This window comes from Micrococcus sp. PSi08, assembly GCF_054960655.1.
In genome coordinates this window covers 15,952-32,498 of record NZ_JBHNYP010000013.1, presented here as the reverse complement: position 1 = coordinate 32,498, position 16,547 = coordinate 15,952, and the positions used below count along the sequence as shown (strand labels likewise).

The 16,547-nt window shown below is 68.5% G+C and carries 13 protein-coding genes; 1 reads left to right on the top strand and 12 read right to left on the bottom strand.

Going from position 1 to position 16,547, the window contains the following annotated elements; all coding sequences use genetic code 11:
* Positions 1-10: 10 nt before the first annotated feature.
* Genes ACFI33_RS06040 through ACFI33_RS06010 form a run of 7 tightly spaced genes read right to left on the bottom strand, consistent with a single transcriptional unit; the run spans position 11 to position 8,977 of the window.
* Positions 11-478 carry a very short patch repair endonuclease gene (locus ACFI33_RS06040; RefSeq protein WP_238692755.1) on the bottom strand — a complete coding sequence of 156 codons (468 nt, stop codon included), beginning with the start codon at positions 476-478 and terminating at the stop codon, positions 11-13.
* Positions 475-1,365 carry a hypothetical protein gene (locus ACFI33_RS06035; RefSeq protein ID WP_144786471.1) on the bottom strand — a complete coding sequence of 297 codons (891 nt, stop codon included), beginning with the start codon at positions 1,363-1,365 and terminating at the stop codon, positions 475-477. The genes ACFI33_RS06040 and ACFI33_RS06035 overlap by 4 nt, the downstream gene beginning before the upstream one ends.
* Complete coding sequence (locus ACFI33_RS06030) at positions 1,362-2,234, bottom strand: hypothetical protein (protein ID WP_127435116.1); 873 nt, start codon at positions 2,232-2,234, stop codon at positions 1,362-1,364. Before ACFI33_RS06030 ends, ACFI33_RS06035 begins: the two co-directional genes overlap by 4 nt.
* A complete protein-coding gene (locus ACFI33_RS06025; RefSeq protein WP_127435117.1) occupies positions 2,234-4,150 on the bottom strand; it encodes a hypothetical protein in 1,917 nt (638 codons plus the stop codon). The genes ACFI33_RS06030 and ACFI33_RS06025 overlap by 1 nt, the downstream gene beginning before the upstream one ends.
* Positions 4,147-5,139, bottom strand: coding sequence for a PD-(D/E)XK motif protein (locus ACFI33_RS06020; protein ID WP_161972205.1), 993 nt, complete (start codon positions 5,137-5,139; stop codon positions 4,147-4,149). Before ACFI33_RS06020 ends, ACFI33_RS06025 begins: the two co-directional genes overlap by 4 nt.
* The gene (locus tag ACFI33_RS06015; protein ID WP_127435119.1) at positions 5,129-7,819 is read right to left on the bottom strand and encodes a Z1 domain-containing protein; all 2,691 of its coding nucleotides are present in this window, start codon (positions 7,817-7,819) and stop codon (positions 5,129-5,131) included. The genes ACFI33_RS06020 and ACFI33_RS06015 overlap by 11 nt, the downstream gene beginning before the upstream one ends.
* A 42-nt stretch (positions 7,820-7,861) precedes the next feature.
* On the bottom strand, positions 7,862-8,977 hold the full coding sequence (locus ACFI33_RS06010) for a DNA cytosine methyltransferase (RefSeq protein WP_127435120.1): 1,116 nt from the start codon (positions 8,975-8,977) through the stop codon (positions 7,862-7,864).
* Positions 8,978-9,362: 385 nt separating this feature from the next.
* Between ACFI33_RS06010 and ACFI33_RS06005 the strand changes: the two genes are divergently transcribed.
* Positions 9,363-9,539 (top strand): hypothetical protein, encoded by a 177-nt coding sequence (locus ACFI33_RS06005; RefSeq protein WP_186314814.1) that lies wholly within the window; start codon positions 9,363-9,365, stop codon positions 9,537-9,539.
* Between the two features lie 2 nt (positions 9,540-9,541).
* Here ACFI33_RS06005 and ACFI33_RS06000 read toward each other — a convergent pair whose 3' ends face one another.
* The 5 genes from ACFI33_RS06000 to ACFI33_RS05980 form a co-directional block, all read right to left on the bottom strand.
* Positions 9,542-10,636, bottom strand: a complete 1,095-nt coding sequence (locus ACFI33_RS06000) for a S66 family peptidase (protein WP_357192065.1) — start codon at positions 10,634-10,636, stop codon at positions 9,542-9,544.
* Between the two features lie 83 nt (positions 10,637-10,719).
* On the bottom strand, positions 10,720-12,114 hold the full coding sequence (locus tag ACFI33_RS05995; RefSeq protein ID WP_127435207.1) for an AMP-binding protein: 1,395 nt from the start codon (positions 12,112-12,114) through the stop codon (positions 10,720-10,722).
* Positions 12,115-12,246: 132 nt separating this feature from the next.
* On the bottom strand, positions 12,247-13,428 hold the full coding sequence (locus ACFI33_RS05990; protein WP_036336663.1) for an acyl-CoA dehydrogenase family protein: 1,182 nt from the start codon (positions 13,426-13,428) through the stop codon (positions 12,247-12,249).
* A 47-nt stretch (positions 13,429-13,475) separates the two neighbouring features.
* On the bottom strand, positions 13,476-14,327 hold the full coding sequence (locus ACFI33_RS05985; protein ID WP_036336661.1) for a CoA transferase: 852 nt from the start codon (positions 14,325-14,327) through the stop codon (positions 13,476-13,478).
* On the bottom strand, positions 14,324-16,501 hold the full coding sequence (locus ACFI33_RS05980; protein ID WP_078025626.1) for a 3-hydroxyacyl-CoA dehydrogenase NAD-binding domain-containing protein: 2,178 nt from the start codon (positions 16,499-16,501) through the stop codon (positions 14,324-14,326). Before ACFI33_RS05980 ends, ACFI33_RS05985 begins: the two co-directional genes overlap by 4 nt.
* Between the last annotated feature and the right edge of the window lie 46 nt (positions 16,502-16,547).

The window sequence follows — 16,547 nt, the reverse complement described above, 5'->3', positions numbered from 1 at the left end:
CGCGGCCCGCTCAGGAGGCCCCGGTGGCTCGCCGGGGCCTCCGTTCGTTGACGACGGCGACAACGCGCGCCGCGACGACGGCCGGGTCCTCGTGCTCCCAGAAGCGGAGGACGAGCCATCCTCGCTCGGTCAGTACTCGGGTGGTCTCCGCGTCACGAGAGCGATTGGTGGCGACCTTGTCCGACCAGTAGCCGTCGTGGGCCTTCGGCCGGATGTAGTGCACGGGACACCCGTGCCAGAAGCAACCGTCGATGAAGACCGCCACCCGGGCGGGGCGGAAGAGGAGGTCGGCAGTGCGACGGAGGTCATTCTCGGGCCTCGCACTGACCCGATAGCGGAGCCCGGCCGCATGGACGAGCCGGCGGGCGAGGAGCTCGGGCTTGGTGTCCCGGGAGCGATTTCCCAACATGGTCGCTCGGGCCCCGGTGGAGGAGGCCCAGGACTGGCTCTTCGACGAGACAGGCTCCTGCGCGGTCATGCCCCGTTGAGCAGCCGCCGCAACAGCCCTCCCCTGCGACGGCGGCCGTCTCCCTGCTCCTCGGCAGGCGCCAGGTCGACGGTCGACTGCGATGCCCCCGGGCGGGAGCCTGCATCGGGATCCATCGCCATGCGCGCCATCGTCTCCGAGTGCAGGTGGTCGACGATGGCCGCGACCTGACCGCCTGCCTCTGCCGGGACCACGATGAATCCGGAGGCGACCACAAGACGTCGCATGAACAGGCGTGTGTATTCGCGCCTCTCTCCGGATGATATCTCCAGACTGGCGATGTGCTCTCCCACGGCTCGCGCCAAGGCCGGCCGATCCGATGTCACACCGCGCTCGAGGAGCGCGACGTAGTCGTCCTCGAGCAGCGCTCTGCTCAGGACCAGGTCCGGTCCCAGGACGTGCCACCGGCGCCACAGGCGCTGGAGCACGTGGCGACGGTTGCCGCCCGTCAGACGGGCAGTGAGGCTTGAACGGCTAGGCCCCTTGCCTGCCGAGGGACCCGGGTCGAGGCGGAAGGCCACGACGTCCGGCACGAGCACCAGCGTGAGGAAGTCCCAGACCTCCGGCGAGCCGAACTCGCCCGCTCGCCCTTGCGCGTAGTCGGACAGGACGCGTCCCATCTCGAGGTCCCACGTAGCCACCGGGTCATCCGAGGTCCGCGCCACTCCATCGGCTTCAAGGCACCTCTCTCGGAGATCCAGGAGGTCAGCCTCGTCTGCCTGTGCTCCACCAGTCGGGGGGAACACCCGGGGCCGCGCGAGCATTTCGCTCAGGAGCTCAGGACGGAATGCAGATGGACGGTTCGAGTCGATGAACGCCTCTCGCAGCTGCCCGGCATCACTCGAGGCGAGCCTCGGCTCGAGCAGGTGTCCTGTCATGCTTCACTCCTCAACAACGACGTCTCAGCGGCGAGGAGATACTCGAACCTCTCAGGCTGGTCCCGGTACGAACGAGTGGCCTCCTTCAGTGAGGTGTGAAAGTACTTCGTGGCCACGTTCGCAGCCGCCGCCGCGATGGAGTCTGGGTTCTCGGCCGCCACGGCGTCAACGTCCTCAGCGGTGCCCTCAGCCAGGCCGCTGGCCGTGGCGATCAGCTGCCGCGCGATGACCATGTCCAGGAGTCCCCTGGTCGCCTGCGACGCCGTGTCGTCGAGCAACGCTGCCGCCAGCGGCAGGTCGAGATTCAAGAAGAGTCTCAGGCCCGTACTGAACGCATCGGCCAGATCGGTGGCGAAGATGTCGAAGCGCCAGGGGGCCTCGCGCCACTGCTGGTCTCTGAAAGAGACCGCGCTGATGGGGAACACGTTCGCGTCCTGCTGCAGCGGGACCCGCTCGAATGGCCCCTGCGAGATGATCCGCGTCGCAAGCCAGGAATGATCCCCGGAGGGGGCGATGAGAGCGGCTGAGAGGTCCAGTCTCTCCGCAAGCACGTTGCCGATAAGCTCCACCATCGTCCGTGCGCTCAGGCTCGGCCCGTTCTCCTGGAGAGGAGCGCGCGACGTGCGCGTCGTAGACGTGGCATGGCACGTGGCAGTGACCATGAGCTCAGCGGGGGCCGTGCCGGCGATGGCCCGGACCGCGTCCGCCTCCACTGAGACACCCACGAAGAACCGCAGTCGCGAATTCGAGTCCCAGCAATCCGCGACTTCCGCGGGCTGCCTGTAAACATCGTCGACCTCTGCCCCCCACGGGTGCCACAGGACGGTGCTGTCGTCGACCATGGGAAACCGATGCAGGACAACCGCCATCAGACCACCTCCTCCACATCGATGTCGACCATGATCGTCGCCTCGATGTCCATTTCGACGTGCAGGACGCCCTCAATACCGCCGCGAACAACGACTGAGCTCCCGTTCTCGGTGGCAGTGCCCACGTCCCAGGAGAGCTCCACCTCGTCGTCCGTGAGACCGAACGCCCCCTCCGCGGTGGCCGCCCGCACCGAGGCGCGAAGACGACATCGCTCGCCTGTAGGCTCGGGCGCCCGGAATGTCAGGTGCCAGGTCCCGCGGGCATCCTGGACCGTGCTGACGATCGTGACTTCACCGGCCGCGGCGACTGCGTGGGAGCGACCGCCCCCGCCACCTGCACGGATGTTGCCCCCCGTGTTGCCGCCTGTCGTCGGAGGCCCGCCCACGGGAACGAATCCATTGAGCGACTTGGCGAGCTGACGAGTCGACCGCTCCTCTGTGATGGACTTGACTCGGTCACCGAGCATGAACTTCTTCATGCGCTGACGAACATGGCCGAGGGTCTTGTCGACCACATAAGCTGAGGCGAGACTGTCCGGCGCGTTCTTGTTCCAGTCGTCATGCGTGGCCGGCTCGGCCGCGGCGAAGTGGCGGTCACACTCCGGCGTCGGCTTGAAGACCGCCACCCACATGAAGGTCCCGTCGTTCTCGTCGGCCATCGGCTCATACATCACGACGAGCTCTGCGCTGGAGCGCATGAAGCAGGCCGCGTCGACACGCCAGCTGTCCAAAAGGCCTGGCGCGGGGGGGATGCGCAGGGCCTTCGCCAGGAACACGTGGCCTGAGACCGTGTCGGCACGGTCTCCGAAGTAGCTCTCTCGGGGAGTCTCGTCTGTGTAGGAGGGGCGCAGACTGATCGCCTGCAGGTCGCTCTCGACGATCTCCCCGGGGCGCACCAGGATCTCCCCCTCGTCGATGCCTGCCTGCGCGCGACGGATTCGGGCCAGTCCATGGCTATGCACGCGGAAGAGAGCGGCCGCCTTGTCCGCGACGTCGACCGTCTTGTCGTACAACTTCAACGTGATGTCCATCGGCGTCTGACCGCTGTCGTCCGCGACGAACTTGGGCCAGGCGCTGGTGAGAAGGGTCTCGACCAGCTGAGAGCACAGCTCGTGGGCAGCGTCTGAGTCTCTGACGGCGGTGCGCTGCCCGATCCCCTCGGCGTCGGGGATGGTGACCATCGGGTCGATGACGAGGATCGAGGTGCCGCAGTCACCGTCATCGAAGTGACGCTGGAAGAGCACCTGTGCCAGGTCAGCAGCGCGCTGGCCAACCACTGGAAGGACGTCCCCCGAGGCAGTGTCACCCCACCAGTGCGCCCCGGTGAACCGCAGGCCATCCTCGTCATAAGGGTCGTGCAGGGCAGACGCGATCAGGCGGTCTTCGAGGACACCGTCCCCGCGGTCGCATCGCGTCCAATACACGACAGCATGGGGTGCCGAGACTTCGAAGGTGGAGTTCTTGCCGAATCCGAAGGTTCCGCCAGAGCTGCCGAGCGGCTTGCTGGAGCCGATGTCGAAGACGAAGGCGTTGAAGTTGTTCGGCTCTCCCTTCTCCACAGCTCGGTCCGGGCTGATCGGCCCGTTCAGCCCCGTCGTGCCGCGGTCGTTGATCTCGATGACGTGGAGTTCAGGGGCGGAGAGACTCTCGGCGAGCGCATCCAGTTCCGGACCGAGGCCTGTGAAGACGTTCTCGGCGAGGGCCGCCCTGGCGTCGCAGTCCAGTCGGCGGACGCGGGCCTCATAGCTCGGACGCCGGCCCGCGCGTGCCGCATCCCAGGAGTTCTGCAGAGTCTCTCGGACAAGGATCTGCGCACGTGTCAGCGAGCCATGGGCGCGGAGCAGTTTCCCTCGCCCGCCGCTCGTCTGGTCGCCAGCGCCTCGGGGCTTCGAATAGCGAGAGAGCACCGCAGTCACGCAGAGACCATCCCAACTGGTGCAAGGCGGCTGAAGTCGAACTCGTTCGCGCTGTGGGGACCGAGCGCACTGAGCTGCAGCGAGTAGCGAAGGTCCGAGATGGCGTTGACGACGGAGTCCCCCAGGAGCGATCGTCGCAACACGGGGGTGTCGGCCTCGATCTCCCAGTACCGCACACCGACCACCTTGAACTTGACGTCGGACCCGGGCATCCCCGCGACAAAACCGGAGGCTGCGAGCTTGTCCCGCAGCTCTGTGGGATCGACTCCCATGGCCACCGCGTCCGACGCGAGGTCCGCGACCGTCCTCCCCTGCGGATGCGCCTCTGCCTCCACCACGGCCAGCGTCAACGTCGCCCCTTCGGACGGCTCGAGTTGCCGGAGCCCATGGATGGAGACGGACTGACGGTTCTGGAGCGAGGAGGTCTTCACCTCGATCGCGGCCTCGGGCCCGACGAAGTCGTGGCGGTTGCGGTCCGGGCCTGTCCAGAGTCCCAATGCGGCAGGGCCCAGCACTCCAGTCGCGCGGTTCAGGATCGTGACTTCGCCGAAGAGGCCCGCGAGCTGTTGCTCCCCCATGCCACGTCGAGCCACGGCCAGCAGGCTTCGCCAGTCGTCCGCGGTGCCTCGGACCGCCTGAATCACGCCGTTGCCGCGGTCCATTTCAGCGATCACATCAGCCAGGAAAGTGAAGAAGACCTCGTCCAGCTTCGCGTCGAGGCACCTGATCTGGACGGCTCTGACCTCATCGTCGGTCTCGTTCAGGATCTGCTCCGCCGAGACCGTGATGATCTGACTGACGTCGAACGACTGCATGCGGCTGCCGTCGTACTCGATGAACGCGACTAGCTGGTCAGCCGCGTCCTGCCCCAACCACACTCTGCCTGCGGCAGGACGCCCTGGAAGCTCGTGAACATGGACCGCAGTGCCCGACAGTCGCCCCGTGCGTCCGGCCGCAACGCGGAATGCCTCGCGAATCTCATTCACCATCGTCGTCCTCCACGTTCGAACGGGCGATGACGAGAGACATGAAGTCGCCGTCCGCTTCAAGCTTGCCCGCGATGTCTGACGGCATGACAACGCCATACCCCATGAGGGGCGTGCCCGAGTCCGCCAGGTGGCCGAGACCCAGGCCGGAAAGGACATCCCGCATGGAAGTGCGGCCGCTCTCTGCCGCCTCTCGCTGATTCTGCGGTGTGGAGTCGAGCGCGATGGGGTAGAGCACCAGGACCCCCTGCCCGCCCGCGCCACCCTCATCCGCGGGCTTCAGCCGCAGTGCCATGCGGGCAATGTCAGTCTTCAGCCCGCCGGCCTCCTCGCTGCCCTCGAGCACCAGGTCTGCGACCCGGTCTCCACCCCTCATGAGCGCGCGGATATTGATCGACTGGTCCTCCACGGCGCGGAGGGGCGCGCGGTTGACCGACGGGACGACGAACTCCTCACCCTGGAACACGGGCCCCCTGCTACCCCCGGCCAGGACGACTCTCCAGGGGAGATCTGGAAGCTTCGCATCAACCCATTTGAGGGCTTCACGATGGGTCTCGCGATAGCGCTCGTGCACAGAGAAAGCCTCGAAGAACGCCTTGATGGAGGCGAACGGCACGTCCTTGTATAGGTGGGAGCTGGCAGCCAGACCCCCAGTCTTGACCCGGTAGCCCTCCAAGGACCGAAGCAGGGTCACAACGGTTGCGGTGTTGGCCTCCTGCACTGCCGGGTCGGAGAAGTCGAAGATTGCGGTCTGGGTCCTGTACCCCTGGAATGTGAACTCGACCTGCTCCGCCAGGGGCATCTTCGTGGCGCTCGTGATCTGCAGTCGACCGGGATGACGGCGGATCTTGACACCGATGTCGTCGGGCGTGAGCCCTTCACTCGCCAACCGTCGAATCTCCGAACGCATCTCAGACTCGACGGCTGCCAGGAACTGGTAGTCCGTCTCGAGACCCTCTGCCAGCCAAATGCGTTGGAGGTCCTCGTAACCGGGCCGATAGCCGAACCAGCGTCCCATCTGCAGAAGCGTGTCGTACGCGTTGGACGTCCTGGTGAAGTAGGAGACGAACAGGCCCTCCAGGGTCAGTCCCCGCGAGAGAGTGCCGCCACCGATGACGATGGCGGTGCGAGGACGATCATCGTTGTACACGATGCGGTCCTCCGGATCTTCTTCGCCATTGTCAACGACCACTTCGAGGACGCGAAGGACATTGACGATCTCATGCTGCAGCACAGGCCACGTCGGAGCGTCGGCCGAACCGGTGTAGAGGCTGGCCACACGGCCTTCCTCATTGTCGAAGATCTTCTGGAACGCCGAGACGTCCCCGTTCCGAGCGTCCTTCTTCAGAGGCTCGAGGAAAGCGAGTAGCTGATCTCGCATGGCCTGGTGCGGCTTCGTGCGATGAGTCGTGTGGATCAGCATCGACGAGTGCTTCCCGGTCTGCCCCCGAAGTCGGCGGATCGCACTCGCAACGACGAACCACTTGACCGCGTCCTTTAGCGACTCAGTCACTTCCGGAACGAAGGTGTCCGCCTCAGCGCTCTTGGCGGGAGCCAGCATGGGGAGCTCATCCACCGGGATGCGCCGAACGACATCAAGCCCTGCCGCTCCCTCTGTGTCGATCATGCCCTCGTCGATACCGAAGAGACGTTCAGCCCCGAAGTAGTTCTTCGGAGTGGGCATCACATGGATGAAGTCCCGCGGGTACAGACTCTCGAGCCCTTCGACACCGTGAGGTTTGGGATCCATGAAGACATTGGCGAAGGGGGTCGCTGTGTAGCCCACATAGGTGCCGTTCTTCACCTTGGCCCACACCTGGCGCATCTTCTTGTTGATGACCGTCGGGTCAGTCTCAACGTCCTTCTTGGCGCGCGAGCTGTCCGGCGTCGCCTGATCCGACTCGTCATCGATGATCAGGATCGGCGTGTCCCTTAGCGTGCGCTCATCGAGCTGATCGAAGAACTCCAGGAGGTGGTCCAGCCTCGACGAGTTCTTCTTCATGACCGCCATCATCTTCCGCTTGCCGGAGAGGCCGCTGACGGAGAAGCGGGCATTCTTCACCTCGGCCAGATCCAGATCATGAAGGGGCGTCGTCAGCGTTCCCCACTCATCGCTGTGCGCTTCCACTCCGAGGTCCCGGTTGAGGCGTTCCTGCGTCTGCGTCCGAAGATTGTTGTGGATGCCTGACAGGACGAGGACAAACCTGTATCCGGCATCCAGTGCCTTCGCCGCGAGCGCCGCGTAGTTCGCCGTCTTGCCAGACTGGACGTTGCCGATGACGATGCCGCGACGACGCTCGTTCGTGAAGGGCTGTGCCAGCTCCTTCACCGTGGCATTGGTGGAGCGGTCGATGGAGTCCACGGCATCGGCGAGTCCACCGCCCGCCATCTGCGCCTTGAGGCGGGTCCACCGCAGGCCGCCACCCTTGGGCGGGTAATACCAGTTGCGGCCCGGATCCAACTCGGCAGTGGATCCGCCGCCCTCCACCACGCGCACAGTCTCTGCCCACTCCGCACTCCTGTGCTGACGCTCCTCAACGATCTCGTCGAGGGTTGGGTGCATCTCCGGCGGAAGGTCCTCGCGGAGCAGGGGAACCGCCTTCTGGGGCGAAAGCCCATCTACGAGCTTCTTGTCGAGCAGCTGTTCGATGAACATCTTCTGCATTGCCAGTTCCGCGACCACGACACTCCACTCTTCTCGCCCGAAGCGGTTGACTCAGAGCGGTCAAATCAGACGACGCTGGCGAGCGTCGGCGGCCTCCACTCTGAGGCTAGGTGCGATCTTCTCATAGGGGAGTCCTTGGAAGGATCGGAACAGCGCCTGGAAAACGGCGCGCGCTCCGAGCGGCGGAACTGCCATGCCGATCTGCTTCCGAATGGAGTCTCGGCGGCCCTCGAAGTGGAACGTGTCCGGGAACGTCTGGAGACGCGCCCGCTCACGATTGGTGAGGGCTCGCGGCTCGTCCCAGTGGTAGACATGAGTGCCTCCGCCACCGGATCCCGTGACGGTGTAGGACGGCTTGGCCGGGTCGAGGCGCCGATAGATCTGGCTGATGGTAGCACCCCGGACATTGAGACGGGCCTCGCCGGTCATGCGCTTGGCATTAAATGCATTCTCACCCGGGTCGATGAGCTTCAGTCGCTCGACCACCTGTTTCGACTGACGGGTGCGCTCGTTATTGGTGACGGACGCGGGGATCGGCGCAGCGACAGCCTCACCGGACGTAGCGAAGGGCTGTCCCGTCCCGGGCCCATGAGTCGGGGCTGGAACTCCGTACTCGACGTCGAGGTCATCGCGAACCCCCACGACGAGAACGCGATGCCGCGCCTGGGGAACCCCATACTGCTCGAACCGGTAGAGGTGAGGGGTGATTCGATAGCCCGCGTCGCGCAACTCTTCCAAGATCACCTGGAAGGCCCGACCGCCGTTGGCACTGCGAATGCCTCCGACGTTCTCCGCTACAAACCACTTCGGTCGCTTCCGCTCCAGGACCCGAACGCCGGTCTTGTAGAGCCCTCCGAAGCTACCCTCAAGTCCCTTGTGCTCACCGACAAGACTGAAGTCATTGCAGGGGAAACCGAAGGCGAAGCCGTCGATGTCGCCGAAGGAGTCGATGTTCTCGGCGGCGACTCGAGCATCGCCGACCTTGACCGACTTGAGCGTTGCTCGGGGAATGTTGCGCCGGTACGTAAGACAGGACGACTCGTCGATGTCGACGGCCCAAGCGTGCCGCAGGGACATCCTCTCCTGCAGCTCCGAGTCGGCCTCGACCGCCTGATGCGCACCGAGAGCCATGCCACCGGGCCCGGAGAAGAACTCTCCCATCCTGAACGTTTCCATGCACCCTCTATCACTCGTCGCCGCAGACCTGCGTGGGAAGCGCGCGGCATACTGCAGCTTAGCGCGATTCTGCCGTCTCGGCGGCCTGGAGGGCACCGTGTTCACACTCGGCGCCCGCTGGGCCTCTTCCACGAGGACATCGCGTGTCAGCCGGATGACCGGAACTCATGAAGCCTTCGGAAGGACGAGGACGATGGCCACACTGCCCTGGACCGCAGGTGAGACTCTGCTCGCTCTCGGACTTGCTCATCACCTGGAGTGGACCAACCCGAGTGAGGGGACACCCGCAGTCGTCGGCCTGTCTCGTCTGCTCGCTCAGGGTCCCTTCCATCCAGGAATTACTCTGCCGGGCAACTTTCGGAATCCGAACTCCGTCAAGATGAAGGTGTCCAACCTCATCTGGCACTACTCCGGCGGAGAGCACGGTCTCAAGCAGGGAGCAGTTCAGGACCTCGCCCTGGTGCAGCTCTACAGGTCAGACCCGGCGCTGGTGCTCGGCGTGGCGCACGATCTCCGTTCCCTGGTCGAGCAGTCATTTGGAGATGCGACTCTCGTCCCCTGACCTCACGAATACCCCGCCCACACGCGCCGCTCCGCTCCGTCCACGGTCATCACGCCGCCATGCGGCAGCACCCACTGCGGCCGAGTGTGGCCGAACGGGACACCCACGCACACCACCGCGTCCGGGTTGTAGCGTCCGACCTCCTCCAGCACCGCATCGGCCTGCTCCGCGCGCAGCCGCGCCCGCTCCTCCGCACCGCGCGGCGCCTCGAAGGAGCTCGTCGGCGGGCGGGCCGCCAGCACGGCGTCCACGGCGCCGAGCACGCCGCCCTCCCCCAGGATCCGCAGCAGCCGCCGCACCTCACCGGCGCTCGGCAGCTCCTCGCTGGTCTCGATGAGCAGCACACCACCCTCGAGCACCGCCATGTCCGCAGGCCCGCGGCCGGCCGCCATCACCCACGGCAGCACCTCAAGGCAGCCGCCCCACGTCCGGCCGGTCACCGCGCGCCGCGGCCCGGCCCAGCGCCACGGTGAGGCGCCCTCGCCGACGCCGTGCGCGCCGTCGTCGTGCGGGCCCGGCACCGGCTCGCGCGTCCCGAACTCGGTGAGCGCCCGTGGGTCCAGCCAGTCGACGCCGTGGTCCTCCGACTCCCCCGGCTCCGTGATCTCCAGCCGCCCTCCCGTCAGCAGGGCGGCTCGCAGGGACGCGGCGTGCACCTCATCCACAGCCGGTCCCGGCCCCAGGTGCACCTGGGTGGACCCGCCGTAGAAGCTCGCCACGCCGTTCGCCCACAGCCACTGGTGCAGGTTGGTGTTGTCGCTGTAGCCGAGGAACGGCTTGGGGTCCGCGCGCACGGCGTCCGCGTCCAGGTGGCCGATCACGGTGATCTGGTCCTCCCCGCCTACCGTGGCGATCACCGCCCGGATCTGGGGGTCCGCGAACGCCGCGTTCAGGTCCCGCGCCCGGTCCTCGGCGCTCGCCCCGAGCTGCCGGGTGGTGGGGTACTCGACCGGCACCAGTCCGGTCACCTCGGCCAGGCGGCGCATCGCCTGCTCATGCACCGCGGGCGCGAAACCGGGAGCCGCGAACGACGGCGAGACGACGGCGATCCCGTCGCCCGGCTGGGCCTTGGGCGGGTGGACGAGCGGCTGAGTCATACCGGGAGCGTAACGAGAGGCCACCTGTCCGTCGTTCCTCTCGCTCAGACCAGACGACCTGCGCCCAGACCGCCACACACCCCTCACCCCTGACGCAGCTCGCGGCGCAGGATCTTGCCCGTGGCGTTCTTCGGCAGCCCGTCCAGGACGGTCACCTCCCGCGGCCGCTTGTAGCGGGCCAGCCGCTCGGCCGCGAACGCCTGGAGCTCCTCCCCCGTGACGGCGCTGCCCGGGGCCAGCGAGACGAAGGCGGCGATCTCCTCGCCCAGCCGTTCGTCCGGCACACCCACCACGGCGGCCTCGACCACGTCCGGGTGCTCGTAGAGGACCTCCTCCACCTCGCGGGGGTACACGTTCATGCCGCCGCGGATGATCACGTCCTTGAGCCGGTCCACGATCATCACGTACCCGGCCTCGTCCCGGCGGGCGATGTCCCCGGTGCGGAACCAGCCGTCCTCGTCGAACGCCGCCTCCGTGTCCTCCGGGCGGCCCCAGTAGCCGGCCATGATGCCCTCGCCCCGGATGCGCAGCTCACCGGAGGTCTCGAGGTCCTCCTCGGGCACCTCGGTGCCGTCCATCGCGACGATCCGGAACTCGAAGCCGTCCACCGGCCGGCCCACGGTGCCCGGGCGGGTCGGCGCGTCCACGGGGTTGAAGAAGCACGCACCCGCGTTCTCGGACAGCCCGTAGCCCTCCAACACGGGAACGCCGTACAGCTTCTCCGCCGCGCGCAGCGTCTCCACCGGCAGGCTCGCACCGCCGGAGAGGGGCATGCGCAACCGCGAGAAGTCCGCCGGCACGAACCGCGGCATCAGGGACAGCGTGGACCCCGCGAACACCGCGCCGTTGAGCACTACCGAGAGCCCGAACACGTGAAACATCGGCAGCGCCGCGAACACGACGTCGTCCGGGCCGAGCCGGCCCAGGCCGGTCGCCGTCGCCATGGCGTTGGAACGCAGGTTCGTGTGCGTCAGCCGGGCACCCTTGGGCCGCCCCGTGGTGCCCGAGGTGTAGAGCAGGACGGCGTCGTCGTCGGGGTCCCGCGGGGTGATCTCCGTGACCGGGGCGATGCCCTCGGCGGCGCACTCCCGCCCGACCGCTTCGAGGTCCAGGGTGACCACCTCGACGTCGACGTTCCCGGCCACCTCGTCCACGGCCGGCAGCCCGGGCATGGCCCAGAGCATGCGCGCCCCGGAGTCCTCGAGGAAGTACTCCAGCTCACGGGCGGTGAACAGCGGGTTGAGCGGCACCATCACCGCGCCCAGACGCATGAGCGCCTCGTAGACCGCCACGAAGGCCGGGACGTTGGGCAGCATCACGGCCACCCGGTCCCCCGGGCCCACCCCGCGGTGGCGCAGCCAGCCGGCCGTCGCGGCCGTGACCTGGTCCAGTTCGCGGTAGGTCATGCGGGCCTCACCGATCCGCAGGGCCACGGCATCCGGCTGCCGGGCCACGGTGGCCGAGAGCAGCTCGGCCACATGACCCCGGCGCTCGGTGGGCCGGCCGTGGGTGGTCGCGGAGGTGTCGGGGGTCTCGGAGGTGGTCTCGGAGGTGGTCTCGGAGGTCGTCACGGTGGCTCCTGATCTGGTGGGGCGGTCGTCGGAGGGGGGTCAGAGGAAGGCGGAGTGTCCGGTGAGGCCGCGGCCCACGATCAGCGAGTTCACCTCGTAGGTGCCCTCGTACGTGAAGATCGCCTCGACGTCGCAGAAGAACCGACCGAGCCCGACGTCGGCGAGGATGCCGTTGCCGCCCATCATCTGCCGGCCCAGCGCGGCCGACTCGCGGCACATCTGGGAGGTCTTCAGCTTCACCAGGGAGGCCTGCGTCATGGACACCTCGCCGGCGGCCTCGAGCTGCACCGCCCGGTGCGCCATGCCCAGGGTGGCCGCCAGGTTGGCCGCGATCTGCACGAGCAGGGACTGCACCAGCTGATGCCCGGCGATCGGGCGGCCGAACTGGGTGCGCTCCAGCGCGTAGCGGCGGGCGGCGTCGAGGATGCCCTGCTGCGCGCCCACGGCCTGCCAGCCCAGGCCGTTGCGGGAGCCCAGCAGGATCACGTTGGTGTCCGCGAAGGTGTTGGCCTTCTCCAGCTTGTTCTCCGCCGGGATGCGCACGTCCGTGAAGGTGATGTCCGCGTTCTGGACGATCTTCACCGCGGTCTTGTGCTCGATCTTGGTGGCCTCGTAGCCGGGGGTGTCGGTCTCCACGATGAAGCCCTTGACCTGGTCGTCCTCCTCGTCCCGGGCCCACACGATCGCGATGCGGGACATGGTGCCGTTGCCGATCCACCGCTTGGCCCCGTTGATCACCCACTCGTCCCCCTCTCGGCGGGCCGTGGTGGCCATGCCGCCGGCGACGTCGGAGCCGTGCTCCGGCTCGGTCAGCGCGAAGCAGCCGGTGTACTCCATCGCGTACAGGCCCGGCAGCCACGTCTGCTTCTGCTCCTCCGAGCCCAGGGCCTCCAGGGTGGCCCCGACGAGGTCGTTGTGCAGGGCGAAGTACACGCTGAGGGAGATGTCCGCGCGGGCCAGCTCGGCCATCAGGTGCCCGCGGAACAGCGGGTCCTCGGTCATGCCGCTGATGTGGTTGTAGCCCAGCTCGCCGACGCGGCGGGCGATCTCGTGCGGGAACTCGTCCCGGCTCCAGGCCTCGGCCACGTGCGGGGTGACGATCTCGGCCAGGGCGGCGCGGATCTCCGCGAGCTTCTCCTGCTGCTCGGGCGTCAGGAGGCGGTGGTACTCGAGGACGTCGACGTCGATCAGCGAGCGGGTGCGGGAATCCGTGGTGGTCATGAGGGGCTCCTGGAGGTCGTTCGAGGGGGGGTGCTGAGTCGTGGGGGTCAGGCGGTGGGGCTGGCCAGGGCGGTGAGCGGGATGCCCCGCTCCTCCCCCCATACCTGCCAGTGGGCGGCGTCGTGCCGGGAGAGGGCCTCGGTGAGCTGCGCGCGGACGTCCCCGTCCGCGTCCAGCCCGAGACCCTCGACGAGCGCGGCCGCGAAGTGCGGCTCGAGCGCGCCGACGGCAACATGGCCCTCGGCCGCCGGATACACCCCGTAGTGGGGCAGGGCCCCGCCCAGGGGGCTGCGCGGGCCCGTCATGCGGTGCCGGTTGGGCAGGGCCAGGGCGTGCGCGGCATCGGCGAGCGCCACCGTGGCGTGCCCGCCGTCCCCGTCCGCGCCGCGGGCCCACAGCAGGGCCAGCGCGGCGGAGACGGCCCGCTCGGCACCGTGCAGATCCGCCGCGAGGATCCGCGGTGGAGCCCCCGGCGCCAGGAGGCCCGCCGCGGCCTGGTAGTTGATGTCATGGCCTGGCACGTCCGTGCGGTCCCCGTCGTATCCGGTGATGTCCACCTGGCAGATCCGCCGGTGGCGGGCGCGGACGGCGTCGGCGTCCAGGCCCAGCCGGCGCAGCGCCCCGGAGCGGTGGGAGGTGAGGAACACGTCCGCCTCGGCCAGGATCTGCTCCATCTCGGCGGCCCCGGCCTGGGACTTCATGTCCACGGTGCGCACCGACTGCCCGCGGTGCAGCTCCTCGTAGAGGGCCGGCACCAGGGTGGCCACGGGGTCCCCGCTGGGCGGGAGCACCGTGACGACGTCGGCGCCCAGCTCCTGCAGGCGGGCCGCGGCGACGGGCCCGGGCAGGTTCAGCGCGATGGTCACCACGCGCACCCCGGCCAGCGGTGCGGCGCTCATCGGCCCGGCCCCTCGCCTCGCTCGGCCCGCTGCCGGAGGGTGTCGCCGGGACGGAACCGCTCGCCGTAGCGGTCGGCCAGCTCGTCGGCGCGGGCCACGAACGCGGCCGGTCCGCCCTCGCGGTGCGTCATGAACGTCACGGGCCCACCGGTGTGCGGCGGGAAGCCGATGCCGAACACGCCGCCGAGGTTCGCCGAGGGGGCGTCGGTGAGGACGCCGTCGTCGAAGCAGCGGGCCGTCTCGATGGCCATGCGGTAGAGCAGGCGGTCCTGCAGGTCCTGCTCGGGCACGTCCGCCCCGGTGGCGAAGTGCTCGGCCAGGCCCGGCCAGAGGTGCTTGGGGCCCTCCTCCGGGTACTCGTAGAAGCCGGCGCCCTGAGCGCGGCCCGGGCGGCCGAACTCGTCCACCATGCGCTCCACCACGCGCTCGCCCGGACGCACCGGACGCTCACCGCCGGCCTCGGCGACGGCCTTCTCCTCCTCGCGGCGGATGTGCTGGATCAGGGTCAGGGAGACCTCGTCCATCATGGCCAGCGGGGAGGCCGGGAAGCCGGCGTGGCGGGCCGCCCGCTCGATCCGCTGCGCGTCCACGCCCTCCTCCACGAGGGCCGCGGCCTCGAGCACGAGCGTGCCGTAGACGCGGGAGGTGTAGAAGCCGCGCCCGTCGTTGACCAGGATGGGCAGCTTGCGGATCTGCTGCACCAGGTCGTAGGCACGCTCCACCGTGCGCTGGGAGGTCTGCTCACCACGGATGATCTCCACGAGCTTCATCCGGTCCACCGGGGAGAAGAAGTGCAGGCCGATGAAGTCCTGGGAGCGCTCCCGCGGGCCCTGCAGCAGGGTGATCGGCAGCGTGGAGGTGTTGCTGCACAGCAGGGTGTCCGGGCCGACCACCTTCTCCACCTCGGCGAACACCGAGTCCTTGAGCTCGACGTCCTCGAACACGGCCTCGATCACCGCGTCCACGTGCGCGAGGTCCTGATAGTCCTCGGTGGGCTGCACGCGGGCCAGGACGGCGTCGGCGTCCTCACGGCTCATGCGCCCCTTCGCCACGCGCCCCTCGAGGAGGGCACCCACCCGCTCACGGCCGCGCTCGGCGGCCTCCAGGCTGACGTCCTTGAGCATCACGTCCACGCCGTTGAGCGCGAGCGCGTGGGCGATGCCCACGCCCATCATCCCGGCGCCCAGCACCGCCGCCGTGGTGATCGTGCTGCGCTCGCGGGAGGGACCGCCCAGGGCCGCGCCGGAGCGCAGCGCCTGCATGTCCGAGTGGAACGCCTGGATCATGGCGGAGGAGGTGTGGCCCGTCACGAGGGACACGAAGTACCGGGTCTCGATGCGCGAGGCGGTGTCGAAGTCCACCTGCGAGCCCTCCACCGCGGCGCTGAGGATCGCCTTCGGGGCGGGCAGGTCCGCGCCGTGGAGCTGCCGGCGCAGGGTGGCGGCGAACGCGGGCAGGCGGGAGGCGAAGGAGGCCTGGGCGGGGGTGCCGCCGGGGATCCTGAAGCCCTTGACGTCCCAGGGCTTCGCGGCGGCGTCGGCGTCGTCGCGGTGCTCCAGGATCCAGCGCTTGGCGGCGGGCACCAGGTCCGCGGGGTCGGTCACGACCTCGTCGATGATCCCCTTCTCCATCGCGGCCCGGGCGTCGCGGGCGGTGCCCTGCAGCAGCCACTCCATCAGGGCGCGCTCCACGCCCACCATGCGCACCAGGCGGGTGATGCCGCCGCCTCCGGGCAGCAGGCCCAGGGTGACCTCCGGGAGGCCGACCTTCAGCCCCGGGTCGTCCACGGCGATGCGCCGGTGGCAGGCCAGGGCGATCTCCAGGCCGCCGCCGAGCGCCGTGCCGTTGATCGCGGCGACCACGGGGCGGCCGAGGGTCTCGAGGCGGCGCAGCTGGCCCTTGACCCGCTGCGTCAGCGCGAACACGGACTCCACGTCCTCGGGGCCGGCCTGGGCCAGGGAGTCCAGGTCGCCGCCGGCGAAGAAGGTCTTCTTCGCGCTGGTCAGGACGACGCCGGTCACCGTGTCCCGCTCCGCCTCCAGGCGGTCCACGACGGCGTCCATCGCGTCCTGGTACCGCTCGTTCATCGTGTTGACCCGCGCCTGCGGGTCGTCCATGGTCAGCGTGACGACGCCGTCGGCGTCCTGGTCCCAGGTGATCATGTGCTCACTCATGCCGGTGCTCTTCCTGCCGTGCTGGTCGGTCGGGTGGGTGGGGCGC